At 40.3% G+C, this 25,473-nt stretch carries 23 protein-coding genes; 2 read left to right on the top strand and 21 right to left on the bottom strand.

Annotated elements, in window-relative coordinates; genetic code table 11:
• Window positions 1-7: 7 nt before the first annotated feature.
• From fapR to ACIQXV_RS23015, 4 genes are all read right to left on the bottom strand, one after another.
• Entirely contained in the window at window positions 8-574 is a 567-nt protein-coding gene (gene fapR / locus ACIQXV_RS23030; protein ID WP_402962503.1) for a transcription factor FapR, read from the bottom strand.
• Between the two features lie 149 nt (window positions 575-723).
• On the bottom strand, window positions 724-2,772 hold the full coding sequence (gene recG / locus ACIQXV_RS23025) for an ATP-dependent DNA helicase RecG (RefSeq protein WP_402962500.1): 2,049 nt from the start codon (window positions 2,770-2,772) through the stop codon (window positions 724-726).
• A 271-nt stretch (window positions 2,773-3,043) separates the two neighbouring features.
• Window positions 3,044-4,726 (bottom strand): DAK2 domain-containing protein, encoded by a 1,683-nt coding sequence (locus ACIQXV_RS23020; protein ID WP_402962497.1) that lies wholly within the window; start codon window positions 4,724-4,726, stop codon window positions 3,044-3,046.
• A gap of 15 nt (window positions 4,727-4,741) precedes the next feature.
• Window positions 4,742-5,104 (bottom strand): Asp23/Gls24 family envelope stress response protein, encoded by a 363-nt coding sequence (locus ACIQXV_RS23015; protein WP_144548976.1) that lies wholly within the window; start codon window positions 5,102-5,104, stop codon window positions 4,742-4,744.
• Between the two features lie 291 nt (window positions 5,105-5,395).
• Here ACIQXV_RS23015 and rpmB point away from each other — a divergent pair, with 291 nt between their 5' ends.
• Entirely contained in the window at window positions 5,396-5,584 is a 189-nt protein-coding gene (rpmB, locus tag ACIQXV_RS23010; RefSeq protein WP_402962493.1) for a 50S ribosomal protein L28, read from the top strand.
• A 149-nt stretch (window positions 5,585-5,733) separates the two neighbouring features.
• Here the strand turns inward: rpmB and spoVM are convergent, their stop codons facing one another.
• From spoVM to ACIQXV_RS22925, 17 genes are all read right to left on the bottom strand, one after another.
• On the bottom strand, window positions 5,734-5,817 hold the full coding sequence (gene spoVM / locus ACIQXV_RS23005; RefSeq protein ID WP_035424179.1) for a stage V sporulation protein SpoVM: 84 nt from the start codon (window positions 5,815-5,817) through the stop codon (window positions 5,734-5,736).
• 90 nt (window positions 5,818-5,907) lie between these two features.
• Window positions 5,908-6,555 (bottom strand): thiamine diphosphokinase, encoded by a 648-nt coding sequence (locus ACIQXV_RS23000; protein WP_402962490.1) that lies wholly within the window; start codon window positions 6,553-6,555, stop codon window positions 5,908-5,910.
• A gap of 48 nt (window positions 6,556-6,603) precedes the next feature.
• Window positions 6,604-7,248 carry a ribulose-phosphate 3-epimerase gene (gene rpe / locus ACIQXV_RS22995; RefSeq protein WP_402962487.1) on the bottom strand — a complete coding sequence of 215 codons (645 nt, stop codon included), beginning with the start codon at window positions 7,246-7,248 and terminating at the stop codon, window positions 6,604-6,606.
• A 1-nt stretch (window position 7,249) separates the two neighbouring features.
• Complete coding sequence (rsgA, locus tag ACIQXV_RS22990; RefSeq protein WP_402962484.1) at window positions 7,250-8,131, bottom strand: ribosome small subunit-dependent GTPase A; 882 nt, start codon at window positions 8,129-8,131, stop codon at window positions 7,250-7,252.
• Window positions 8,132-8,174: 43 nt separating this feature from the next.
• The gene (pknB, locus tag ACIQXV_RS22985) at window positions 8,175-10,154 is read right to left on the bottom strand and encodes a Stk1 family PASTA domain-containing Ser/Thr kinase (protein WP_402962481.1); all 1,980 of its coding nucleotides are present in this window, start codon (window positions 10,152-10,154) and stop codon (window positions 8,175-8,177) included.
• Window positions 10,155-10,907, bottom strand: a complete 753-nt coding sequence (locus tag ACIQXV_RS22980; protein ID WP_402962478.1) for a Stp1/IreP family PP2C-type Ser/Thr phosphatase — start codon at window positions 10,905-10,907, stop codon at window positions 10,155-10,157.
• A gap of 4 nt (window positions 10,908-10,911) precedes the next feature.
• Window positions 10,912-12,003 (bottom strand): dual-specificity RNA methyltransferase RlmN, encoded by a 1,092-nt coding sequence (gene rlmN, locus ACIQXV_RS22975; RefSeq protein WP_402962476.1) that lies wholly within the window; start codon window positions 12,001-12,003, stop codon window positions 10,912-10,914.
• A 3-nt stretch (window positions 12,004-12,006) separates the two neighbouring features.
• The gene (gene rsmB / locus ACIQXV_RS22970) at window positions 12,007-13,356 is read right to left on the bottom strand and encodes a 16S rRNA (cytosine(967)-C(5))-methyltransferase RsmB (RefSeq protein WP_402962473.1); all 1,350 of its coding nucleotides are present in this window, start codon (window positions 13,354-13,356) and stop codon (window positions 12,007-12,009) included.
• Between the two features lies 1 nt (window position 13,357).
• Entirely contained in the window at window positions 13,358-14,302 is a 945-nt protein-coding gene (fmt, locus tag ACIQXV_RS22965) for a methionyl-tRNA formyltransferase (RefSeq protein WP_402962471.1), read from the bottom strand.
• Window positions 14,299-14,784, bottom strand: coding sequence for a peptide deformylase (def, locus tag ACIQXV_RS22960; RefSeq protein WP_402962468.1), 486 nt, complete (start codon window positions 14,782-14,784; stop codon window positions 14,299-14,301). Before def ends, fmt begins: the two co-directional genes overlap by 4 nt.
• Before the next feature lie 114 nt (window positions 14,785-14,898).
• The gene (priA, locus tag ACIQXV_RS22955) at window positions 14,899-17,310 is read right to left on the bottom strand and encodes a primosomal protein N' (RefSeq protein WP_402962466.1); all 2,412 of its coding nucleotides are present in this window, start codon (window positions 17,308-17,310) and stop codon (window positions 14,899-14,901) included.
• A complete protein-coding gene (gene coaBC, locus ACIQXV_RS22950) occupies window positions 17,297-18,520 on the bottom strand; it encodes a bifunctional phosphopantothenoylcysteine decarboxylase/phosphopantothenate--cysteine ligase CoaBC (protein WP_402962645.1) in 1,224 nt (407 codons plus the stop codon). The genes priA and coaBC overlap by 14 nt, the downstream gene beginning before the upstream one ends.
• 201 nt (window positions 18,521-18,721) lie before the next feature.
• Window positions 18,722-18,940, bottom strand: a complete 219-nt coding sequence (gene rpoZ, locus ACIQXV_RS22945) for a DNA-directed RNA polymerase subunit omega (RefSeq protein WP_402962463.1) — start codon at window positions 18,938-18,940, stop codon at window positions 18,722-18,724.
• A gap of 1 nt (window position 18,941) precedes the next feature.
• Window positions 18,942-19,556, bottom strand: a complete 615-nt coding sequence (gmk, locus tag ACIQXV_RS22940) for a guanylate kinase (RefSeq protein ID WP_402962461.1) — start codon at window positions 19,554-19,556, stop codon at window positions 18,942-18,944.
• 11 nt (window positions 19,557-19,567) lie between these two features.
• The gene (gene remA, locus ACIQXV_RS22935; protein WP_149869541.1) at window positions 19,568-19,831 is read right to left on the bottom strand and encodes an extracellular matrix/biofilm regulator RemA; all 264 of its coding nucleotides are present in this window, start codon (window positions 19,829-19,831) and stop codon (window positions 19,568-19,570) included.
• Between the two features lie 60 nt (window positions 19,832-19,891).
• Complete coding sequence (locus ACIQXV_RS22930) at window positions 19,892-20,767, bottom strand: YicC/YloC family endoribonuclease (protein WP_402962458.1); 876 nt, start codon at window positions 20,765-20,767, stop codon at window positions 19,892-19,894.
• A 104-nt stretch (window positions 20,768-20,871) separates the two neighbouring features.
• Window positions 20,872-23,550: a calcium-translocating P-type ATPase, SERCA-type gene (locus tag ACIQXV_RS22925; RefSeq protein WP_402962455.1), complete on the bottom strand. Its 2,679-nt coding sequence runs from the start codon at window positions 23,548-23,550 to the stop codon at window positions 20,872-20,874.
• A 163-nt stretch (window positions 23,551-23,713) separates the two neighbouring features.
• Here ACIQXV_RS22925 and ACIQXV_RS22920 point away from each other — a divergent pair, with 163 nt between their 5' ends.
• Entirely contained in the window at window positions 23,714-25,423 is a 1,710-nt protein-coding gene (locus ACIQXV_RS22920; protein WP_402962453.1) for an Rqc2 family fibronectin-binding protein, read from the top strand.
• The last annotated feature ends 50 nt before the right edge of the window (window positions 25,424-25,473 follow it).

Genomic DNA, 25,473 nt, shown 5'->3' with positions numbered 1-25,473 from the left:
CCATCCTTTAACGATTTTTCGACCGGTACATTTCGAATTCTCCAGTAAAAACTAGTTCGGCATTCACAAAACTTTTCACTTCAACATAGGTTCTGCCGGCATTCTCGTCAATTTTCGTTACTCTCGCTTTGGCAATAACGCGTTCATTCAATTTTACCGAAGTTTTAAATTGGATATTTGCTCTCGCTGTCAATGCCAATTCATCATTAATGACTGCAACGGCAAGGGAATTTGCCTGCGCGAAGACATGATGCCCGCGTGCAATATTATTGCGCTTAAAGACATGCTCTTCTTTCACATCAAAAATTGAAATTGCACTTTGATCTAATTCTATATCAATAATTTCACCGATGACCTCATCTAGCGGCAATGAGCGGACTTCATCTTCAAAACGTTTCTCAGCAACCGTTTTGATTCGTTCGCGTAGTTCCGGAATCGATAATTCTAAGCGGTCAAGACGAATCGTTTGGACACTAACTTGAAATTTTTCCGCTAGTTCCTCATCAGTAATAAAGGGATTATCTTTAATTGTGGAGGTTAATAATTGTTGTCGTTCCTTTTTACTTCTTCTCATGAATTTTCACACCATTCGAGATCTTATGACTAGGTACTAAGAGTAGTATAAAATTTAAAAAAGCAGATTGCAAGAATTTTTTCTCTTTCCGCTGTCTGCTTTCCTACTTAGTATCCTTCATTTATGTTGATTTTAGCGGCCTATTGGAGTTAATCTAGCTTTTCCCCTTCTAAAACACCAGAGTCTTCAAGTATATTTCTTAAATATTGATATTCAGAGGCAGTCCAAAAGCTTTGTGACTGAATCAGCATGGCTGCATCACTTCTCGCAGTTTCAAGGGCACGGAAATCATGAACCATATCTGCAACCTTGAATTCTGGAATTCCACTTTGTTTTTTTCCGAAAAAATCACCCGGTCCCCTAAGTTCTAGATCTTTTTCACTCAGGACAAATCCATCATTTGTTTCTGTCATGATCCTCATTCGCTCTTGGCCTACCTCTGATTTCGGACTTGCAAGTAAGATGCAGTACGATTGATCGCTTCCACGTCCTACACGGCCGCGCAGCTGATGCAGCTGTGATAGTCCGAACCGTTCAGCATCATAAATAACCATCATGGTTGCGTTCGGTACATTCACCCCTACTTCGACAACGGTGGTGGACACAAGCACCTGTACTTCATTTGCACTAAATGCCTTCATGACGGAATCCTTTTCCTCGGACGTTAAGCGGCCATGCATAAGCCCCACTTGATAACGATTTTGAAAATAATGGCTTAATGTCGCATGTACATCAATCGCATTTTGCACATCTAGCTTTTCAGACTCCTCAATTAAGGGGCAAATGACGTATGCCTGATGGCTTTTCATTAATTCTTTTTCGACAAAAGCAAGAACCCGCTCAAGCATCTCCGGTTTTGCCCAGTAAGTCTCAATCGATTTCCTGCCTGCAGGCATCTCATCGATGATTGAGACATCCATTTCGCCAAAAACGGTAATCGCAAGTGTCCTTGGAATCGGAGTCGCTGTCATGAACAGGACATCTGGATTTTCTCCCTTTTCTCGCAAGACTCTCCGCTGCTCGACACCGAAGCGATGCTGTTCATCGGTAATGACAAAACCGAGCTTTTTAAACGAAACTTCATCCTGAATAAGGGCATGCGTCCCAATTAAAATATCCACTTTGCCGTCTGCAAGTTCTTGAAGGATTTCACGTCTCCGTTTCCCTTTTATGGAACTTGTTAAAAGCTCGCATTTCACATTAAACGGTTCTAATAAACTTTTTAATGATTCTGCATGCTGCTCAGCCAATATTTCTGTAGGAACCATTAGAGCCCCTTGGTAGCCTGCTGTGACACTGGCATATAAACCAATTGCCGCTACAACCGTTTTTCCTGAACCAACATCACCTTGTAATAGACGATTCATGCGAAAAGAGGATTTCAGTTCTGCCAGCACCTCATTTACAACTCTTTTTTGGGCATTTGTTAACGGAAAAGGCAGACTATTGATAAATTTCTTTAATTTCGCCAAATTATAGCTTTGCTTGATTCCGGGGGAATGCTCCCTTTCAAATTTTCGTAATGCCTGCATTTTTAATTGAAACAATAGAAATTCCTCATAGACAAAGCGCCTTCTTGCCTGTTTTACTTCATCCGGACTGCTCGGAAAATGCATGATTTTCATGGCATCCTGTCTGTTTAAAAGGCGATATTTCTGCAAATATGTTTCCGGAAGAGTCTCTTCGATGAAATGTCCGTATTGTTGAAAAGCCAGATGGATAAATTTCCGCATACCTTTTGTTGTGATTTTCCCTCTTAACGAGTAAACAGGTTCAAAATCCTTTATCTTCGTGTTATGACCAGCCTGCATTTCATTTGCGGTAATGGTTTGACGATGGGCATCCCATTTACCTGTTACTGTAATCGTTTCATTGATGCTGATTTTATTTTTTAAATAGGGCTGGTTAAAGAAGACCACTTTAATCAAATAGGGCCCTGTGAAAAGCCGGATTGTCAGCTTAGATTTCTTCTTTCCATAATAGACAAGAGAAGGCTCGCTGTGAACCTTCCCCTCTACCGTCACTTTCTCATCATGTTTTACTTCCGTTAAATCCTTTAGCGAATAATCTTCGTAACGGTAAGGGAAATATTCCAATAAATCACGGATCGTAAAGATTTTCATTTCCGCAAGGGCTTCAGCCGTTTCTTCCCCAATTCCTTTTAGTGCCGTTACTGATTGGATTAGATTATCAAACACACATCTCTCTCCCTTTGCGAAATAATAAGAAAAGCACAAGCGCCTTGGTCAGCCCCGACAAGCATAAGACGAGCCGGCAGGAAGGTTGCTTTTTAACCTTCATGACGGATTGGCTTATGACCTCGAGGGGCTAGGCGCTGGAGCTGGACAATTTTCAAAGTCCAATGATATAAATTCTGAATAATGAAGTCATTTTTTTAATAGTCTATAGTTTTGTAAAATCAAAAAAGAAGGGTTTGGCCTAGTGCCACCCTTCTATTTTAGCCGTTCCTTATTCAATTGAAAAGATAAATGAATATAACGGCTGGCCGCCATTATGGATTTCAATTTCCACATCAGGATATGTTTCTTCCACAAAATGTGCAAGTCCACTTACTTCTTCTTCTGTTACGTCTTCACCAAAAATAATGGTTAGGATTTCGGAATCCTCATCAAGCATCTTGGATAAAAGGGCCTCCGCTGCTTTCCCTTTATCTTGGTTTTTCACAACAATTTTACCCTCAGAAATGCCCATGAAATCATCTTTTTCAATTTCTAAGCCATCGATTAAGGTATCTCGTACAGCAAAGGTGATTTGACCGGACTTGACATGCTGTAATGCTTCCTTCATCGATGCTTCATTCGCATCTGCATCTGCAGAAGGATTGAATGCAAGCAGTGCAGAAAGTCCTTGGGGAACAGTTTTGGACGGAATAACAAAAATATCTTCATCTGAGACATCTTTAGCCTGTTCTGCAGCCATTATGATGTTTTTATTATTTGGTAAAATAAAAACATTTTTAGCATGAACTTCCTTTACAGCTTTCACGATATCCTCGGTGCTTGGATTCATCGTTTGCCCGCCTTCAATAACGGCATGTGCTCCGATACTCTTGAATAAATCTGCAATCCCTGACCCCATGGAAACCGTAACAATTCCATATTCCTGAAGTTCTTTTGCTGGTTCGGGACGATCAGTTATGATGGCATTATGTGTTTCACCCACAATATTGGAATGCTGTTGACGCATGTTTTCAATCTTCATATTAATTAAGTTGCCATAACGCTGTCCGTAGGATAATACCTCCCCCGGCTGCTCGGAATGAATATGCACCTTGACCACATCTTCATCGGCAATAACTAATAAGGAGTCACCCAATTTACTTAGGTCATTACGAAAATCACCTTCATTGAATGGATGTTTTGCAGTCTTTTCCTGTTCAAACCGCACCATAAATTCTGTACAGTAGCCAAACTCAATATCTTCAGTATTGATATGGCCTTGAACACTTTTATGGTGTTCAGCACTTACCATTTCCGACATTGAAGGAAGCAGGTCTGAAGATTCCGGTAGTTTTTCTCCCTTTAGTTCAGCTAGAAAGCCTTCATACACAAATACAAGCCCTTGTCCACCGCTGTCGACTACGCCGACTTCTTTTAAAACAGGAAGCAAGTCCGGTGTACGCTTTAAGGATGCCTTTGCTTCTTTTAATACCTCTTCCAAAATGACGATAATATCATCAGATTTTTCGGCAGCCTGGACACCCCTTTTGGCAGAATCCTTTGCAACTGTTAAAATAGTTCCTTCAACAGGCTTCATGACCGCTTTATAAGCAGTTTCTACACCTGCTTCCAAGGCTCCGGCAAAATCCTTTCCGGAAATTTTCGCTTTTGTTTCGACTGCCTTAGAAAAACCGCGGAATAACTGGGATAGAATAACCCCTGAATTTCCGCGTGCTCCCATAAGCAAGCCTTTAGAAAGGGCGATTCCTACCTTACCTATATGTTCTTGAACATTATTTTTTACTTCCTTCGCCCCGGAAGTCATCGATAAATTCATATTTGTTCCAGTATCACCGTCGGGCACAGGAAAAACGTTCAACGCATCAACCATTTTTGCATTTGCAGCTAAATGATTGGCACCTTGGATGACCATTTCGGCAAAACGTTTTCCATCTAATGCTGTTATTGACACAAACTTTCCTCCTCACTACGGGTTCGTCACACGAACTCCCTGAACGTAAATATTGACCGAGTCAACGGCAAGTCCAACAGTCTTATCGAGGGTATATTTAACCTTTGATTGCACGTTGTGGGCAATTTCGGAAATTTTCGTTCCATAGCTGACAATAATGTACATATCAATATGTAATGCCTCATTTTCCTGGCGCACAATCACACCGCGTGTAAAGTTTTCTTTTCTTAATATTTCAGTAATACCATCTTTAATTTGATTCTTAGAGGCCATACCGACGATACCATAGCATTCGATAGCTGCTCCTCCAGCAATCGTAGCAATTACTTCGTTTGAAATATCAATTTGTCCGTACTTTGTTTTTAATTCAATGGACATGATCGTTCCCCCTCCTGAAAAATTGCTCCTTGACTACAGTCATTTTACTATAGTCAATCCAATATTGAAAGTCATACTTGCCTGTTTACTATGAGAGCATTTAATTTATTTGCATGTCAAGGTTTTTTTCTTGAAAGGTTTGTATTCAAGTATTGCATTCAGATAAGTTGTGTGATAAATTATTAAGGTATCTCAAGACTAGAAAATTTGGTCAGATAATTTTCTATATCCAGATGAAGCATCTTAATGATTGCTGTATAAAGCTTTGGGTAGTTAAGGAGGGAAATCATTATGCCACGTCAATGTGTTATAACTGGAAAGAAAACATCAACTGGTAACGCACGTTCTCACGCTATGAATGCTAATAAGCGCTCATGGGGTGCTAACCTACAAAAAGTACGTATTCTTGTTGATGGAAAGCCTAAACGTGTTTGGGTTTCTGCAAGAGCGTTAAGATCCGGTAAAGTAGAACGCGTATAAAAGAAAAGCGGAAGCGCCTTGTCCAGGTGCTCGAGCTAGACAAATAAGAAATGAGCATCCCACATGGGGTGCTCATTTCTTTTTATTATTCCCCAACCAAACAAAATAAAAAGCACCCCTAATGTTACGGGTGCCATTCGATTACTCTTCTATTCCTTTTTATTAAACGCACCAATCATCGCTCGGACAAGTCCGCCTAAAAATTTCGGCAGTTTAATTGTATAAAATTTCATACTGTCCCTCCTCACAAATCTCCCCTGCTTATTCAAATTACTCTACATTTTATTCGAACTGACAAAATCAGTACCTAAAAGTCATGCCTATTAATCGTGACTTCTTATCACTATTAATATGCCTTTGGAAAATGAAAAAGTACCATAATCACTAATAAGTTCATTACTAATACATAGTGTTGACCCGAGTGAAATATGCTGATTTTTTAAGGGAAATTTAAATCCTTTTAGTGTGATATCACTGACATTGAGGGTTAAAGGCAAGAAAGATATATATTTTTTCGAATTCATTTTTTCAATGGTATAACTGCCTGGTTCCTTCAAAAACACAATGTTTTGATGATCAATTAAATAGACTCTGGCTGGATTCTTTGCCTTGAGCGGGACCAGCAGAAGGTGCACATTTGCCAAAAAATGATCAAGCCTACCGCCTGTTGCTCCAAACATTCGAATGATACTTGGTTTCTGCTCTATTGCCCAATTTAGGGCAAGTTCCATATCCGTTTCATCCTTTTCCGGTTTATACCGCTTTAATTCGGCTACCTGACTTTCAATCAAACTTAACTCATCCTGTGAAACCGAATCAAAATCACCAAAAGCAATCACGGGTTTAATATTTCTGTTAAGCAGATGAAAGACACCACGGTCAACACCAACCCAGATGGCATTTTCCTCTTTATAATCCGCTAATTCAGGCAGCAATTCCTCTGGCCCTCCGGCTAGTATATTTATTATCATTGGTCTTACTCCTTTTGATAAAGAAAAAGCCAGCTTTCGCAGCCGGCTTTATCCTCTAATTTGTGAAATGGCTTTTGCATAATCTGGTTGATTATAAATAGCCGAGCCTGCAACTAGTACATTTGCACCGGCTTCCATACATTGCCTCGCTGTTTCCGGATTGACACCGCCATCAATTTCTATTTCTAGGTTTATTCCTTTTTGTTCAGCCATTTCTTTTACTTTTCTTATTTTCGGAAGAACCTCGGGAATGAATGTTTGGCCGCCAAAACCGGGATTGACTGACATTAATAACACCATATCAATATCCCCTATTACATGTTGTATGGTCTCCACTGGAGTAGCTGGATTCAACACAACGCCGGCCTTGATCCCAAAAGATTTAATATTTTGGATGGTCCGGTGAAGATGCCGACATGCTTCCACGTGAACTGTAATATAATCCGCCCCTGCCTTGGCAAATGCTTCAATATATTGATCTGGGTTCTCAATCATTAAGTGTACATCGAGCGGCAGCTTTGTAATCGGACGAATGGCCTCAACAATAAGCGGTCCAATCGTAATATTCGGTACAAAATGACCATCCATAACATCAATATGAATGTAGTCTGCTCCCCCTTTTTCAACATCTAGAATCTCTTCCCCCAATTTTGAAAAATCGGCTGAAAGAATCGAAGGTGCTATTTTCACCATGTTAATACCTCGGCTTTCTGTCTTTAATTTCCTGTAGGAAATCCACATAATGTTCATAACGATACCTTGGGATTTCGCCAGAATCCACCGCTGATTTCACAGCGCATTTTGGCTCAGTTACATGGAAGCAGCCTCGAAATTTACAATTTTCACTCGCCCTTTGTAATTCGGGAAAACAAAACGTCAAATCCTCCGCTTCAATGCTTGTAAACTCTAATGAACTAAAGCCCGGTGTATCAGCAATAAGTCCATTTCCAATCTTAATAAGCTCCACATGTCTTGTCGTATGCTTTCCTCTTCCAAGATGTGATGAGATATCATTTGTTTTTAATTCCAGGTCAGGTCTTAATACGTTCAGTAATGAGGATTTCCCCACACCTGATTGTCCGGCAAAAACAGAAATCTTATTTTCAATATGCGGATTTAATCGTTCAATTCCTGCCTCCGTTTCAGATGAAGTCAGGATTACTTCATAGCCGGCTGCTTTATATTGATCAGCGTAGTTTGAAATCATCTGCTTTTGATCTTGAGTAGTAAGGTCCATCTTGGTAATGCAAATTAGTGGTTCAATATGGTTAAATTCGACCAAAACAAGAAAGCGATCCAATAAAACCGTGCTGAAATCTGGTTCCACTGCTGAAAAAACAAGTATGGCCTGATCCACATTCGCAATTGGCGGCCGGATTAATTCATTTTTCCGTTCTTTCACTTCTAGAATGTATCCTTCCAGATCATTTTCAGCTTGAAAGACAACCTCATCACCCACTAGCGGGGTTATTTTATTTTTTCGGAAAATGCCTCTTCCTCGACATTGGATTAAGTTCTCATTATGAAGAACATAATAAAAACCGCTTAAAGCTTTGACAATTTTTCCTTCAGGCATAGCTTCACTCCTTGCCCTATTACTCTGTAGAACGGAAGACTAACTATTCTGTATCGGAATAGTATTTCTTCTCATCGATAATGACCTTGGTATCACGAATTACTTTGTATCCGGCTTTTCCGTCATATGGGATTAACAATTTTATTTGTTTCTTGGTAGTTTCTGTGATAGTAAAGGTTTCTGCCGCTTCCGTCATGCTGTGCTCCATATCCTCAATAAATATGGTAACGGATTGTTTTTGACCAGGCTCTCCCGGAACAACTGGTTCATAAGGAATCGTTAGTTCAATGATAACCTCTTTTGGGGGCTTTTCCTCTTTCCCTTTTGAAATGATTACCGTAACCTTGTCACCCTTTTTCATTTCTGTTCCTTTTGCCGGTGATTGAGAAATCACCATGCCCGCAGGAATTTTTTCATCAAATTGTTCTTGTGAAGCATCTAAATTCAGTCCTACTAATGAAGCATAATCCTGTGCACCTTTTAAATTATATTGAGTTAAATCTTTTAATACAATTTTTTCGGGTCCTTTGCTGACTTCAAACTCTAAGACTGTTTCTTCTGGTACAACCTTTTCTCCACCGGATGGATTTTGGCTGATAATGGTTCCAGGCTCACTGTCATCATTCTTCTCTGTTTTCTTTATATCTTTAAAATTTTGATTATCAAGTAAGCGAATAACGTCTTCATATTGTCGCCCTACATAATCCGATAGTTCATATTTTTCTTTTCCCAAGCTGATATAAAGGGTAATCTTTGTATTTTCTTTTACTGTACTACCAATTTCGGGGATGGTCTTGATTACCCTTCCCTCTTTTACTTCTTCATCGGTTATTTCAATTTTTTTACCAGCTGCTAATCCTTTTAGCTTAAGTTTAGAAATGGCGTCATCTACATTCATACCACTTATATCTGGTATTTTCACTTCCTTTGCGGACATAAGTCCTGGTAAAACTAAAAAAGTTAATAGTCCAAGAATGGCAAGTACTAGGAAGGTAGATATTAAGACAATCGGCCACTTTTTTCTTTTTTTGTTTTTCTTTTTTTCTTTTTTTTCAGCAGTTTTCGGGTTTTGAGCAGGTTTTTCGCTACTATGCACTAATGTTTCATCTAAATTTTTTAATGGATGATGATCAGTTATAACCGGGATGGCCTTTGTAGCCTCATTATCAATTGGGATGACAAACTTTGGTTCATCCATCCGATCAGAATCGAGTGCAGTTCGTAAATCTTCTTCCATTTCCTCTACACTGTTATAGCGGTGAAATGGATCTTTGGCAGTTGCCTTAAGGACAATATTTTCAACACTTTGTGGAATATTAGGGTTCCACCGCCTCACAGAAGGTGTTTCTGATTGAAGATGTTTCAAGGCTATCGATACTGCTGACTCCCCGGAAAATGGAAGCCTGCCAGTCAATAACTCAAACATTACAATCCCTAATGAATAAATATCAGACTTTCTGTTTGCCATTCCGCCCCTTGCTTGTTCAGGTGATAAATAATGAACGGACCCAAGTACCGAATTGGTCTGTGTAATGCTTGTAGCACTTAGCGCCATCGCTATGCCAAAATCCGTAATTTTTACATTTCCATCGTGATCGACCAAAATATTGTGCGGCTTAATATCGCGATGAATAATATGGTTTTGATGGGCATGAGAAATCGCCGACGTAAGCTGTCTCATAATGCCTATTGAGTCTTCTACTCTTAAAGGAGAATTTTGCTGTATGTATTGCTTTAGCGTCTGACCATCAACAAATTCCATTACAATATAATAAAGATCATTTTCCTCGCCAACATCATAAATATTAACAATATTCGGATGGGCCAGACTTGTCGCCGACTGTGCTTCACGGTGAAATCTACGGATGAACTCATCGTCATTGGCAAAATCAAGGCGAAGCATTTTTACTGCTACATCGCGGTCAAGGATCATATCATGGGCTAAGTAGACATTCGCCATGCCGCCTCCGCCAATCATATCCAAAATTTTATAGCGGCCGCTTAATCTTTTTCCAATCAACATTTATACATCACCCTCGCTGACATCAGAAAACTCTACAATCGCGAGTGTAATATTATCCTCTCCGCCATATTCATTTGCTAATGAGATAAGTGAACCTGCTTTTTGATCTAAGTTATTTTCGCTTAAGAGAATTTCCATCATTTCTGTTTCATTGACTTTATTGGAAAGACCATCAGAACATAATAAAAGGACGTCACCTTCTTCGAAAATAATCGTTTTAATATCCATTTCCACCGTTTTTTCTGTTCCTAATGCCCTGAGTAACACATTTTTCCTAGGGTGATGCTCAGCATCTTCTTTAGAAATTTGTCCTGACCTTACAAGTTCGTTGACAAGTGAATGGTCTTCCGTAATTTGTTTGAAGCCTGATTCATTTAATAAATACCCACGGCTGTCGCCAATGTTAGCAATGGTTGCAAAGCGGTCAGTCGTAATGGCGGCAACAATTGTCGTTCCCATACCATCACATTCAGTATGTGTTGTGGCATGTTCCAATACTAGGCTATTCACTTTTGTTATTTGATCTTTCAACCAATTCTCTGCATCCCCCGCAGTTAAAATACCCGAGGATGCTTCCCATTCATTTTTCAAGTGGGTCAATGTCATTTCACTTGCTACATCACCTGCACGGTGACCACCCATCCCATCCGCAACAATGGCAAGGCGGTTACCGTCCTGATTAATAAGTATGCCACCAGCATCTTCATTGTGAAGTCGCACTTTCCCACGGTCTGTTTGAAATACCGCTTTCATCCCTTCACCTCGTCTCTTCTTTTCGCTCCTTCGCACGAAGTTGTCCACATGCTGCATCAATATCATGGCCGTGCTCTCGGCGGATTGTTACATTAATTCCACGTTTTTTCAATGTTTTTTCGAATGCAAAAATTTTGTCTTTCGGTGTACGTACATAGTCCCTTTCAGGAACATAGTTAACCGGAATAAGATTCACATGGCATTTGATTCCTTTTAAAAGATCCGCTAATTCCTCTGCATGCTCCGTTGAATCATTCACACCGCCAAAAAGACCATATTCAAAGCTAATTCTGCGACCTGTCTTATCGATATAATATCGCACTGCCTTCATTAAGTCATCAAGTTTATAAGCTTTGTTAATCGGCATTAGCCTTGAGCGTAATTCCGTATTTGGAGCGTGAAGTGAGATTGCAAAATTAATTTGTGTCTTTTCATCTGCAAATTGATAAATTTTTGGAACGATTCCACTTGTCGAAACGGTAATGTGGCGAGCACCAATATTCAGTGCTTTGTCGTGATTGATGATTTTTAAAAAGGCAAGCATGTTGTCGTAGTTATCGAATGGCTCACCAATCCCCATGATCACCACTGAATCAACCCGCTCTTCTGTTTCATCAAGTGCTTGTTGGACTTTAACAACTTGAGCGACAATTTCTCCTGCCTCTAAGTGTCTTTTTAAGCCCCCAAGTGTGGAAGCACAAAAGGTACAGCCAATTCGGCAGCCAACCTGCGTTGTAACGCAAACGGAGTTTCCATATTCATGGCGCATCAGGACTGTTTCAATCGAGTAGCCATCATGAAGCTCGAATAAGAATTTAATCGTTCCATCGGTTGATGTTTGTTGGATGACTGTATTTAATGTAGTGATTTGAAACTGACTTGAAAGTTTATCTCTTAAGCCTTTCGCTATATTGCTCATGTCTTCAAAAGTGGTGATTCTTTTTTTATAAAGCCAATCGAAAATTTGTTCAGCACGAAATGGTTTTTCACTGTTTTCAGACAGCCAATCCTTTAATTCGTGAAGCTCTAAAGAGTATATTGATTTTTTATTTATTTCCATCGTTGTATTTTTCTCAGTTGTATTTAATTGTTCCAATAGTTATACCTTCTTTCTTAAAGCTGCAATATAAAAACCGTCTGACCCAAAATCTTGCGGGAATATTTGGAGTTCATAGCCGGTTATGAGTGGCTGAACCGCCTCAGGCATCCGGTTTTTGAATGATAAATCCCCTTCAAACTCCGGATTATTTTCTAAAAATTTCTTTACTGTTAGTTCATTTTCCTCTTTATCTACTGTACATGTACTATAAACAAGTATGCCGCCTTTTTTCAATAAAGGTGCAACAGATTCTAATAGATTTTGTTGAATACTGCTTAAGCGTTCTAAATCCTGTTCTACTTTCGTGTATTTCATGTCAGGCTTTCTTCTCATTACACCTAGTCCAGAGCAGGGAGCGTCTAGTAGTATTCGATGGAATGATTCATTCTTGAACTTTTCCTGTAACAGTCTTGAGTCAGATACATTTGTTTTAATATTCGTTAATCCTAAACGGCGGGCATTTTCATTAATTAATTTTACTTTATGCTGATGGAGATCAACAGAAATTACTTCACCCGTATTTTGCATTTTTTCAGCAATATGAGTACTTTTTCCTCCAGGGGCTGCACATGCATCAAGGACAAATTCGCCTTCCATTGCTCCTAATGCATAAGCGGCAAGCATCGAACTTTCATCTTGTATCGTTATCATTCCATATTTAAAGGAAATTGTTGAAGCTAAATTCCCCTTTAACGACCTTATCGCCTCAGGAATGATTGGACTTTTTTCTATTGTAAAACCATCTTCTTCTAAAATCTGGGCACATTCATCTCTAGAAATCTTTGTAAGATTTACTCTCGCTGTTTGCATTGGTGCTGTTAAGTTAATTTCACACATTTCTTTGGTTTTGTCATATCCAAATTGATTAACCCATCTGGTCACAAGCCATTCAGGGTGACTCGTTTCAAGTGATAATCTTTCGATCGGGTCAGAAACTTCACTTAAAGATGGGAGCCCTTCTCTTTGAATGCTTCTTAACACTCCATTTACCAAACTGGCAATTCCTTTATGCCCGCGGTTTTTGGCAATTTCTACAGCTTCGTAAATGGCTGCACGATCTGGAATTCGATCAAGGTAAACCATTTGATAAAGCGTCAGTCTGAGTAAATGGTGAATCCAATTCGCTAACTTTTTATTGTCTTTGATGAATGGCTTTAGAAAAAAGTCTAGCGCCATTCTTCTTTGTAATGTTCCATATGTCAACTCAGTTAGTAACCCGACATCGACGGCGGACAATTCATTTTTTTCAATCACATTGTTAAGGAGCAAATTACTGTAAGATTGATTTTTCTCAATCGTTACGAGCAGATCCATGGCGATAGCACGTACATTATTTTTTGTTAAAGTCATCTTATTCTCCTAGCCTGCTGCCTGCTGAAATTTTCGAACCCGCACCCCGTAAAAATTGTTCAGCCAACATTTTGGTTTTCCCTGAGGGCTGAAGTTCGATGATCTTGATGGCCGTTTCATTACCGGTGCTAACCGTAAAGCCATCTGAATCTATTTTTAAAATGGTTCCCGGCTCTTGTCCCTTTAATCCTACTGTCTTTTGGGCCCGCCAAATTTTTATGACCTGACCCTCCAAGGTAGTAAATGCAACGGGCCACGGGTTTAACCCGCGGATATGGTTATAGATTTCCTCACCTGTTTTATCCCAAATAATCTGTTCCTGCTCGCGCTTAATGTTGGCTGCAAATGTTGCTTCCACCTCATTTTGCGGCTTTGGGGTTAAACGACCTGCCAATAAAAGCGGCAAGGTTTCCGATAATAATTTTGATCCGGCGGCACTTAATTTTTCATGGAGTGTACCAACATTGTCATCTTCCGTAATGGGTACTTCCACACTTGTTAACATGTCACCAGCATCTAATTTTTCGACCATGTACATGATCGTGACACCGGTTTTCTTTTTCCCTTGGATGATTGCGTAATGGATTGGGGCGCCGCCGCGCAGCTCCGGCAATAGGGATGCGTGAACATTAATACAACCGAATTTAGGTGCATCTAACAGTTTTCTCGGTAAAATTTGCCCAAAAGCGGCTGTAACAATTAAATCCGGCTGTAATAAAAGGATTTTTGCAAGCTCTTCTTCCTGGCGGATTTTTTCCGGTTGAAAGACGGGGATCCCATGTTTCAATGCCTCCACCTTCACTGGTGGCGGCGTTAACACTTTTTTTCTTCCTACCGGCCGATCAGGCTGTGTTACCACACCAATGACCTCAAAGCCATCATGAATAATTTGCCGTAAGACAGGTACGGAAAAATCAGGGGTTCCCATAAAAACAATTTTCGTCATTCACTTTCTACTCCTTTTAACTCATCTTCCTCTAAGTATCTCGTTACTTTTGTGGTGAATAAAATCCCGTCAAGATGATCAATTTCGTGCTGAATGGCTCTGGCTAAGAACCCTTCTGCTTCGAGGGTATATTTCCTGCCCTTCCGGTCAAAGGCTTCAATTTTCACAAAATTAGGCCGGGTCACTTCGCCAAATAAATTGGGAAAGCTTAAACATCCTTCAGGGCCAATTTGCTCACCAGATGTTTCTATAATACGAGGATTCATCATTTCGATCGTTCCATTATCGTCATCGATATCTACAATGGCGATGCGCGCATCTAGTCCGATTTGTGGAGCAGCAAGTCCGACTCCATCATATTCAATCATTGTGTCGTACATATCATCAAGAATTTTTGCTAATTTTTTATCAAACTTCTCCACCGGTTTACAAGTCTGCTCGAGAATCTCTGCCGGGTGAAGGACAATTTTTCTAATCGCCAAATCTGTTCCTCCATTATGCCAAAAACTAGTTAGCTGTAAATTTTTTATTTATTTTTAATATTTTCACCCAAAAATAAAAATCATAACCTTTTAGAAAACCTGATTCTGTATGAATTACATTAAAATATATGGATTTACATCGATTGAAACCTGCAACCCACTTTTCGTATCCTTCTGGTATTGATCAAGTATGGTTTTGAGTGTTTTTATTATGTTCGGTTCCCGTTTGTATTTTATCAGACATTGGTAGCGATATCTATTATTAATCCTAGGTATTGGTGAGGCAGCAGGTCCCAAAACGACCGCTTCATTTGAAACATGTGAACGAACATAGCTTACAATTTTCTCCGTTGCCGACACAACTGTGAACAACTGTTCATGACTGACTGTTATCAGAGAAAGATAATAAAATGGCGGATAATGATGCGTTTTTCGGATCATCATTTCGCGCTGATAAAAAAGATCATAGTCCTGGTGACCAGCAAGTTCAATACTATAGTGTTCCGGTGTATAGGTTTGAATAATGACTTCTCCCGGCAGTTGGTGGCGTCCAGCCCTTCCGCTGACTTGTGTCAATAGTTGAAAGGTTTTTTCAGATGCCCGAAAATCAGGTAGGTGCAGCATCGTATCAGCTGAAAGCACGCCGACTAAGGTGATGCTTGGAAAATCCAGCCCTTTGGCAATCATTTGCGTACCTAATAAAATATCTGCTTTGCCATCCTTAAAATCGGTTAATAGTCTTTCGTGTGAACCCTTTCTTCCTGTTGTATCGACATCCATTCGTATGACTCTTGCCTCCGGGAGAATTTTACCGAGTTCCTCTTCCACCTTTTGAGTCCCGGTTCCAAAATAGCGGATATATTCACTATTACATTCGGGACAATGCTTTGGTACAGAGGATTCATATCCGCAATAATGGCATTTCATTTGCTCATTTACACGGTGGTATGTCAGCGAGATATCACAATTCGGGCAATTGACCACATACCCACAGTCTCTGCACATAACAAAAGAAGAATGACCGCGTTTATTTAAAAATAAAACAGACTGCTGCCTTTTCTCAATGCGGTCTTTCAACATTTCAAACAGCTTTCGAGAAAACATTGACCGATTGCCTTCACGCAATTCCTCGCGCATATCAATGATTTCCACTGAAGGGAGGCTTTGTTTATTCATCCGATTAGGCAGTGTCAATAGTTGGTATACCTTTTTTTGGGCCCTGGCAAATGACTCGAGCGACGGGGTGGCACTGCCAAGCACAACCGGACAATTATGGTTGATCGCTCTTTCAATGGCTACATCTCTTGCATGATAGCGAGGCATTTCTTCCTGTTTATAGCTTGTTTCGTGTTCCTCATCGATAATCATGATGCCGATATTTTCAAATGGAGCAAAAATTGCTGACCTTGCTCCCACTGCGACCTTTACTTCCTTACGTTGAATTTTTCGCCATTCATCATATTTTTCCCCAGCTGACAAGCCACTGTGTAAAACTGCTACTAAGTCACCAAATCTTCCCTTAAATCGGTTGACCATTTGCGGGGTGAGAGCTATTTCCGGTACTAGGACGATTGCTTCCTTACCCTTCTCGATTACTTCCTGGATAGATTGTAAGTAAATTTCAGTTTTTCCACTTCCTGTGACACCATAGAGTAAAAACACCTCGTGCTGATTCTGTTCTAATGCGTTAAGTATAGGCCCGATCGCTGTTTGCTGTGCCTCAGTTAATGGTAATGGTTTTGTTCTTTCGAATGTTCGATGTTCAAAGGGATTGCGATAAACCTCCATCTCAAACTCTACAAGCAGTTTTTTTTCAACCAGTGCCTTCACGGTCGAAGCTGAAGTATTTACATCCGTAACCAATTTTTTTAATTTAACCTCATTGAAATTCTCAGTAAAATATCGTAATACCTGTCTTTGCTTTTCAGCCTTGACCGGGATGCGGTCAATTTCCTCTGATAATTCAGCAAGTGTTACGGCTGGACGGATATACTTTTGCTGTTTTTTCTTGACTCGCTCCTTGACCATATATATCACTTCTAGGTGCCCATTTGCCGCTTCTTTTTGTAACAGAGGAACAATGCCACTTTTCAATGCATCTTCCCAGTCAAGCAGCACATCATTTTCAAAAAAAGCGTGCAGCGGCTTCGGTAGATCCGCCACGGCTGCCCCAATAGCAAGCTTGACCTTTTTTTCATATTTTGCTTTTAATGCTGCCGGAAGCATCACTTGAAAGGCAAAGATTTTAAAGCAGAGTGTACTTTCTGTGAGCCAGTTACCTAGCTCCAATAATTCCTTATTTAAAACAGGCTCTAAATCCATTGGCGCTATTATTTCTCTTAACTTCTTTAATTCTGATTCTGCTTTTAAGCCTATGACAAAGCCTTGAATGTTTCGCGGACCGAATGGGATAATTACCCTCATTCCCGGTTGAATAACACCCCTCCATTGCTCAGGAATAAAGTAATCGAAAGCTCTATCGGTTTGTTTTGTCGGAACATCCACAATCACACTAGCTATTTGCATTTTTACCCATATCCTTCAAAAGAGAAGTAACTTCTTCGATTATTTTTTTTGCAACATCTTTTTTTGACATAACTGGCAATTCAATAACCGCTCCGGAACGCTTGAAAAGGGTGACAATGTTTGTGTCTGTCCCAAAACCGGCACCAGCAGTTTTCACATTGTTAGCTACAAGTAGATCTGCATTTTTCTTTGTTAATTTTATTCTAGCGTATTCTTCTAGATTCTCAGTCTCTGCGGCAAAGCCTACCAGGACTTGATTCTTTTTCCTTTGCCCAAGCTCGAACAAAATATCTTTTGTTCTTTCAAGATCAATAACTGCGTCTCCTGTTTGCTTTTTCACCTTCTGGTCATAGGTGTTTTTTGGGCGATAGTCAGCAACTGCAGCAGTTTTAATCACAACATCAGCTGATTCATAAAATTTTAAAACAGTGTTGTACATTTCCTCGGCACTCTCGACTTTTATCAACTCTACACCTGACGGAGCTGCAATTTGGACTGGTCCGGAAACTAAGACAACATGGGCACCTTGCCTTTTCGCCTCTTCTGCAATCGCAAAGCCCATTTTTCCGGTTGAATGATTAGAGATAAATCGGACCGGATCAATTTTTTCCCGTGTAGGACCCGCGGTAACAACAACCGTTTTTCCTATTAATTGTTTTCGTTCATCTTTAGCAAAAAAACTTCGTATCAAATCGACAATTTTCTCCGGTTCCTCCAGGCGCCCCTTCCCGACATAGCCACAGGCTAGATACCCTTCGCTTGGTTCGATGAATTGATAGCCGTATTCAGCTAAAATCGAAAGGTTTTTTTTCACAGCAGGATGGTCATACATATGCACATTCATGGCAGGGGCAATCCACACAGGTGCCGTCGCGGCCATCATGGTTGTCGTAATCATATTATCGGCAACCCCGTTTGCAAGCTTAGCAATCGTATTAGCAGTTGCGGGGGCAACAAGAATTAAATCTGCCCAGTCAGCCAAATCAATATGGGCAATTACATGTGGATTTTTTTCATCAAAAGTATCAGTAAATACTTCATTGCGGGATAATGCCTGAAAGGTTAATGGGGTAACAAACTTTTCTGCGGATTCACTCAAAATCACCTTAACCTGTGCTCCAGCTTGAACAAGTTTACTTGTTAAGGCTGCTGCTTTATATACAGCAATACCTCCAGTAACACATAATAAAATTTTTTTATCCATGATCATCACCTATAATCCCTCACTTCTCGTCCACTTTATCTCTTTTTATTATGCTAGAATTCCAACAAATTTTCACCATTTACCTATCGAATTCGACAAATTTCCTGAAAGGCAAATAAAAAAGGCTGACACTTTTAGGAGTTTTTCCTTTGTTGTCAGTCCTTCTTCCATGCATTGAGCTATTTCATGTAATACCTTACTGATTAATCAATCGGTAGCTGCTTCAGCTTTTTTGGAAATACGATAGGTAAGCTCACCGCTATAAATTTCCTCTAATGCTTTCCCCACATACTTATAGGAAACATATTTCGGCAATCTTTCATCTTTTACTTGAGACATCACGCGGGCACGCTTGGCAGCAACAGATACAAGCGAGTATTTAGAATCAATTTTTTCAAGCAATGAATCGATAGACGGATATAACATATTATTCAACCTCCAGCAATTTTTTATAGCGATGTTCCACTCGTTCTCTGCGGCAATGCTCGGCCGTTACAATCGCCTTCACACGTTCACAGGCATGCTCAACCTGGTCATTTTCAACGACATAATCATATAATTCCATCATGTCAATTTCTTCACGGGCGGACAGCATTCGGTTTCGGATAATGTCATCCGTTTCTGTTCCCCTTGTTACAATCCGGTTCTTTAATTCGGAAAGACTTGGTGGCATAAGAAAAATAAATAACCCTTCAGGGAACTTTTCCCGCACCTGACGGGCACCCTTTACTTCAATTTCTAAAAAGACATCTTTTCCAGCATCTAAGGTTTCACGTACATAATCAACAGGGGTACCGTAATAGTTCCCGACAAATTCAGCGTACTCCAGCAGCTTGCCCTGCTCAATTAATCGTTCAAATTCTCCTCTTGTCTTAAAAAAATAATCTACCCCATCCACTTCCCCCGAGCGGGGTGCGCGGGTTGTCATTGAAATTGAATATTCAAAAGCCGTATCGGGATGAGAAAAAATTTCTTTTCGAACCGTTCCTTTTCCAACCCCGGATGGTCCGGAAAGTACAATCAGCAATCCTTTTTCCTGCATGTTTATAAATCCTACCCTTCATCAATAGTTTCATCACGGTCCGTTAAGCGATGGGCAACCGTTTCTGGCTGTACAGCTGATAGTATAACGTGGTCGCTATCCATGACGATCACTGCACGTGTACGTCTTCCGTATGTAGCATCTATTAACGAGCCCCGATCCCGGGCATCCTGAATAATTCTTTTAATTGGTGCTGATTCCGGGCTGACAATGGAAATAATACGATTGGCAGAAACGATATTCCCAAATCCAATATTAATTAATTTAATCGACATGGTCACTCATCCAATCATCAATAATCTATTTTGGCCGTGTTAAACAGTTTCTAAACAGTCCTATTCGATATTCTGAACCTGTTCCTTCAGTTTTTCAAGTAAACTTTTAATCTCAACAACCTTTTTGGCGATGTTGGAATCATTTGCTTTTGATCCAATCGTATTTGCTTCTCTGTTCATTTCCTGAACAATAAAATCAAGCTTTCTGCCAATTGGCTCTTGATCATTTAACGTTTGCAAGAATTGCTGAATATGGCTTTTTAACCGGGTAATTTCTTCATTAATATCGGCTTTATCAGCAAAAACAGCTACCTCTGTTAAAATTCGGGTTTCATCTAATTGCCCATTGACAAACTCCTGCATCCTTTTAGTTAAACGCTCTTTAAAGGATTGAACAACGAGCGGGGCATATTTTTGAAGATCAAATACATTTGCTTCTAATTGGGAAGTAATCGCGAGCAAATCTTTTTTCAATTCTTCCCCTTCGGCCATCCGCATTTGTTTTAGTAATATTCCTGCTTCTTCCACTGCGGAAAGAACTAAATTCTCAATTTCTTCATTGCCTGCTTCTCTTTCTTCAATATGTAAAAGGTCTGTCCGATTTAGTAAGTCCCTTAGTGTGATTGTTTCTTCTATCCCATATTTGCTTCGCGTCTGCTCGATGAACTGAAAATATTCTTCAATCAGGTTCCAATCAACATGAACTTTACGGGTGACGACCCCTTCTCCTTCAACACTTACATAAACCTCTATCCTGCCGCGGCGGATATGCTGGTTTAGTTTCTTTTTTATTTTATCCTCTATTTTTAACAGCTGTCTCGGCATCCGAATATTCATTTCTGAAAATCGGTGGTTAACTGTTTTTACTTCTACATTTACAGAGAAGGAGCCTGAGACGGCCTTTCCTCTGCCAAAGCCTGTCATGCTTATAACCATTACGTGCACATCCAATCTTTAATAAATGATCGGCTCTCTATGTATGTAAGAAAAGACAAAAGGTAATAGAATGGTTTCTATTACCTTTTGGATTATAACACACTTTATTTTGTTTTTCTTAACAAAAATGATCCAGCTAGTAAAAAAGTTGGTATTGAAGATAAGCCGACAATCAACAGCCAATCTTTTGCCGCAATCGGCAATGTGTGGAAAATAGGCTGTAATGGTGGGTAATAAATAACAACCAACATTAATACAAGCGAAGAGATCACAGCCCAAACAAGATATTGATTCCCAAACGGATTTCTCGAGAGGACAGATTTTTCGCTGCGGCAATCAAACACATGAATAAGCTGGGCCATGACCAATGTGGCAAAGGCAACAGTCTGTGCGTACGGCAATTGAGACTTGTCGTTATGGTACACAATAATAAAGGCTAATAATGTCACAAGTCCAATCAGGAACCCGCGCGATACGACCTTCCAGCCTAAACCGCGTGAAAAAATTCCTTCATTAGGGCTGCGAGGCCCCCGTTTCATCACGTTTTCTTCAGGGCGATCGAGGCCGAGTGCCATTGCCGGCAGCCCGTCCGTCACCAAATTAACCCAAAGGATTTGGATTGGTACTAGTGGAAGCGGCAATGCAAGAAGCATCGCAAACAACATGACCAATATTTCACCCACATTTGATGCCAGCAGGTAACGAACGAATTTGCGGATATTTTCATAAATGTTCCTGCCCTCTGTTATTGCTGCCTTAATTGTTGCAAAATTATCGTCTAACAAAACAAGTGCCGAAGCTTCTTTCGCAACATCTGTACCGGTTATTCCCATCGCCACACCGATATCTGCCGCCTTGATGGCAGGGGCATCATTCACGCCATCACCTGTCATCGCAACGATATGTCCTTTATTTTGCAATGCTTTGACTATTTTCAATTTATGTTCGGGCGAAACCCTGGCAAAAACCGCAATGTCATCAACTACTTCTTCAAGCTCAGCTACCGACATTTCAGACAACGCTTTGCCATCAAGCACCTTGCTCTTTTTCGTTAAGATCCCCAATTGGGAAGCAATGGCTTTTGCAGTTATGACATGATCACCGGTAATCATAACGGTTTTAATCCCAGCGTCCTTACATTCTTTGACAGCAGCTTTTACTTCAGGTCTCGGCGGATCGATCATGCCTTGCACACCAATAAAGGTTAGTTTTTTCTCTGCTTCATGCTCACTTAAGATGACGTTGTTTGCCGGTATTGGCTTAAAGGCAATCGCAATCGTCCGGAGCGCCTGTGAAGCGAGACCATTTATTGCGTCCTGCACCTTTAAGTGTGTTTCTTTATTTAAATATTGTGTCCGCTCATCCCAAAGAATTGATTCACTATTACCCAAAATGACGTCCGGTGCTCCCTTTGTTACGATGAAATGCCTTCCTTGTTTGTCTTTCACATGGATACTCATCATTTTTCTGGCAGAATCAAACGGGAATTCATTCATAATGGTAAAATCTTCCAACAACTTGGAACGATCAAAGCCTGCTTTCATGGCACTTACCAGCAAGGCGCCTTCCGTTGGGTCGCCGTCAAGAATAAAATCATCATCCTTCAAAACCAAATCCGAGTGATTACAGATCATCCCAAAAATCAGCATTTGCTGCAATGATTTTTCATCTTTTGGAAGGACTACTCTTTCATTCTTATAAAATTTTCCTTGCGGCTTGTATCCTACACCGTCGACTGTCCAGGTGTGTCCGCCGCTCCATAAATGAGTAACCGTCATTTTATTTTGTGTCATCGTCCCAGTTTTGTCGGAGCAAATTACCGAGGCACAGCCAAGGGTTTCTACTGCCGGGAGTTTCCTGACAATCGCATTTTTCCTAATCATTTTCTGAACACCAAGAGATAGGGCCACGGTCACAATTGCCGGCAGCCCTTCAGGTATCGCCGCAACTGCAAGAGAAACACCTGCTAAAAACATTTCATATAATTCGTGACCACGCAATACACCAACGATCACGACAAGAACAGTTAACAGCAAGGCTACAGTGATTAATATTTTCCCCAGCTGCTCTAAACGGCGCTGCAATGGTGTTTCCTGCGACTCTGCATTTTGGAGTAAATCAGCAATTTGTCCCATTGCCGTTTTCATTCCAGTCGCCATTACAACCCCGACACCGCTTCCTCTGGTGATCATTGTCCCCATGAAAGCGATATTTTCCATATCTCCAATGCCCGGGTTAGGATTTGTTAAGCTATCAATATGTTTTGATACCGGGACAGACTCACCCGTTAATGCAGATTCTTCAATTTCTAAGCTTTTTGATTCAATCACACGAACATCGGCACCAATGCGGTCGCCGCTAGTAAACTTTAAAATATCACCAACCACTATTTCCTTTGAAGGAATCTTCTGCCACTTCCCATCCCTTAGTACCGAAACCTGTGGTGCCGATAATTCTTTCAAAGCCTGAAGTGATTTTTCCGCCCGCCTTTCCTGGTAAAAACCAAGACAGCCGTTAATAATAACGATTGCGATGATAGCAATGGCATCAATATATTCACCGAGCAGCCCGGAAATCAAGGTTGCGGCAAGAAGCACTAAGACCATAAAATCTTTAAATTGACTAAAAAATAAGAGTAAAGCCGATTGCTTTTCTCCCTCGTCTAATTCATTTAGTCCGTGCTGTTTGATTCGCTTTTTTACTTCTTCCTGTGATAATCCAGAAGAAAAGTCGGTTTCTAAGGCCTTTTCTACTTGATCTATCTTCATTTCATGGAATTTCATCCGACCATCTCACTTCCCCCTTTTATAGACTTGTCTATGGAAAGCTTATTCAGGGTCGTCCAAAAAAATGCTAGTTGAAATTGTCATCGCTGAGTAAAATAAGACAGATGTTAAAATAGTAGGATATAATAAATTTATATGTTTCAAGAAAAGGATGTTTTCAATGTCATTTGATGGTTTATTTACAAAAGCAATGGTTGATGAGCTTATTTCTTCCTTGAAGGGTGGAAGAATCAATAAGGTACATCAACCCTATAAAAATGAAGTGATTCTTACGATCCGAGCAAATGGTGTGAATCAAAAACTTCTTTTATCTGCACATCCAAGTTATGCACGGGTGCAGCTCACAAACGAAGCTTACGATAATCCGAGTGAACCGCCAATGTTTTGTATGCTGCTTAGAAAGCATATTGAGGGTTACATTTTGGAGGATTTATATCAGGTTGATAATGACCGGATGATTATTTTAGAAATTAAGGGGCGGAATGAGATTGGTGATATTAGTTATAAACAATTAATCATTGAAATCATGGGCCGTCACAGTAATATTGTTTTGGTCGATAAAACGCGTAATGTCATTCTTGATAGCATTAAGCATGTTTCATTTGCGGTAAACAGCCACAGGGCCATTTTACCGGGGCAGCCGTATATATATCCTCCTGCGCAAAACAAGATCAATCCATTTGAGGCTGTTGAAGAGGATGTTGTAAGGTCTGTGGATTTTATTGGAGGTAAGCTGGACCGTCAGCTTGTTGAGCATTTTGCAGGTACGTCGCCGCTTTTTGCTAAGGAAGTTATTATTCAAAGCGGCCTTGCTAATCGAACGACCGTGCCTGGAACATTTATCCGTTTGATAAAAAAAATAGCTGCGGGAGATATCTCTCCTTCGATTATATCCGCCGATGGCAAGGAATCTTTTTATCTTTTTCCACTTGAGCATTTAAAGGGAGAAATTAAAACATTCCCATCGATTAGTGAAATGCTCGACCGCTATTATTTTGGCAAAGCGGAACGCGACAGGGTTAAACAGCAAGGAAATGATATCGAGCGCTTTATTAGTAACGAAAAAGAAAAAAACGAGAAAAAGATTGGCAAGCTCGAGGTTACGTTAAAAGATGCGGAACGGGCAGATCAGTTCCAGCGCTATGGAGAGCTTTTAACGGCTAATCTTTACGCAGCAAAAAAGGGTATGAAAGAAATCGAAGTACTTGATTATTATGATGAATTGGGTGGAACCATTGTGATTCCACTTGACCCAAGGAAAACCCCATCGGAAAATGCGCAAAAATATTTTTCCAAATATCAAAAGGCAAAGAATGCTATGGCAGTGGTTGTTGAACAAATTGCAAAGGCCCGTGAGGAAGTTGCCTATTTCGAAAATTTAACGCAGCAGGTACAAGCTGCTTCACCCAAGGATATTCAAGAGATTCGCGAGGAGCTTGTTGAGGGCGGATATATACGTGAACGTCAGAAACGAAATGCCAAGAAAGCGCAAAATGCTAAGCCGGTGCTTGACCACTTTCATGCGTCAGATGGCACGGAAATTATTGTTGGAAAAAATAATAAGCAAAATGATTATTTAACCAATAAGCTCGCTGCAAGGGATGAGATTTGGCTTCATACAAAGGATATTCCGGGATCACATGTGGTGATTCGCAGCAAGGAACCTGCTGATGAAACTTTAATGGAGGCAGCTGTTCTGGCGGCCTATTATAGTAAAGCGCGGAATTCAAGTTCAGTGCCTGTTGATTTCACGAAAGTCCGCCACGTCAAAAAGCCGAGCGGCGCCAAGCCAGGTTTTATGATTTACGATAATCAGCAAACGGTTTATGTGACTCCGGATGAAGAATTGGTGTTGAAATTGAAGAAATAGAAGGAAAAGAGGAGTCCAATTGGACTCCTCTTTTTTGATTTATCAGCGGA

This window comes from Neobacillus sp. NPDC097160, from assembly GCF_044762155.1.
Classification (GTDB): Bacteria; Bacillota; Bacilli; order Bacillales; family Cytobacillaceae; genus Neobacillus.
The sequence above is the reverse complement of the archived record's forward strand: the minus strand, read 5'-3'. Positions and strand labels throughout refer to the sequence as shown.

Coding starts and splice junctions, on each gene's coding strand:
- rpe (WP_402962487.1), bottom strand. CDS start 7,248: ATGGTGAAAATAGCACCTTCGATTCTTTCAGCCGATTTTTCAAAATTG.
- rpoZ (WP_402962463.1), bottom strand. CDS start 18,940: ATGTTATATCCGTCTATCGATTCATTGCTTGAAAAAATTGATTCTAAA.
- ACIQXV_RS23015 (WP_144548976.1), bottom strand. CDS start 5,104: ATGTCCATTGAATTAAAAACAAAGTACGGACAAATTGATATTTCAAAC.
- rsgA (WP_402962484.1), bottom strand. CDS start 8,131: ATGCCTGAAGGAAAAATTGTCAAAGCTTTAAGCGGTTTTTATTATGTT.
- ACIQXV_RS22980 (WP_402962478.1), bottom strand. CDS start 10,907: ATGAAAGCGGTATTTCAAACAGACCGTGGGAAAGTGCGACTTCACAAT.
- pknB (WP_402962481.1), bottom strand. CDS start 10,154: ATGTTGATTGGAAAAAGATTAAGCGGCCGCTATAAAATTTTGGATATG.
- ACIQXV_RS22930 (WP_402962458.1), bottom strand. CDS start 20,767: ATGGTTATAAGCATGACAGGCTTTGGCAGAGGAAAGGCCGTCTCAGGC.
- gmk (WP_402962461.1), bottom strand. CDS start 19,556: ATGCAGGAAAAAGGATTGCTGATTGTACTTTCCGGACCATCCGGGGTT.
- fmt (WP_402962471.1), bottom strand. CDS start 14,302: ATGACGAAAATTGTTTTTATGGGAACCCCTGATTTTTCCGTACCTGTC.
- fapR (WP_402962503.1), bottom strand. CDS start 574: ATGAGAAGAAGTAAAAAGGAACGACAACAATTATTAACCTCCACAATT.
- ACIQXV_RS22920 (WP_402962453.1), top strand. CDS start 23,714: ATGTCATTTGATGGTTTATTTACAAAAGCAATGGTTGATGAGCTTATT.
- priA (WP_402962466.1), bottom strand. CDS start 17,310: ATGCAAATAGCTAGTGTGATTGTGGATGTTCCGACAAAACAAACCGAT.
- rsmB (WP_402962473.1), bottom strand. CDS start 13,356: ATGACTTTAACAAAAAATAATGTACGTGCTATCGCCATGGATCTGCTC.
- spoVM (WP_035424179.1), bottom strand. CDS start 5,817: ATGAAATTTTATACAATTAAACTGCCGAAATTTTTAGGCGGACTTGTC.
- coaBC (WP_402962645.1), bottom strand. CDS start 18,520: ATGATCATGGATAAAAAAATTTTATTATGTGTTACTGGAGGTATTGCT.
- remA (WP_149869541.1), bottom strand. CDS start 19,831: ATGTCGATTAAATTAATTAATATTGGATTTGGGAATATCGTTTCTGCC.
- rpmB (WP_402962493.1), top strand. CDS start 5,396: ATGCCACGTCAATGTGTTATAACTGGAAAGAAAACATCAACTGGTAAC.
- ACIQXV_RS23000 (WP_402962490.1), bottom strand. CDS start 6,555: ATGATAATAAATATACTAGCCGGAGGGCCAGAGGAATTGCTGCCTGAA.
- ACIQXV_RS22925 (WP_402962455.1), bottom strand. CDS start 23,550: ATGAAATTCCATGAAATGAAGATAGATCAAGTAGAAAAGGCCTTAGAA.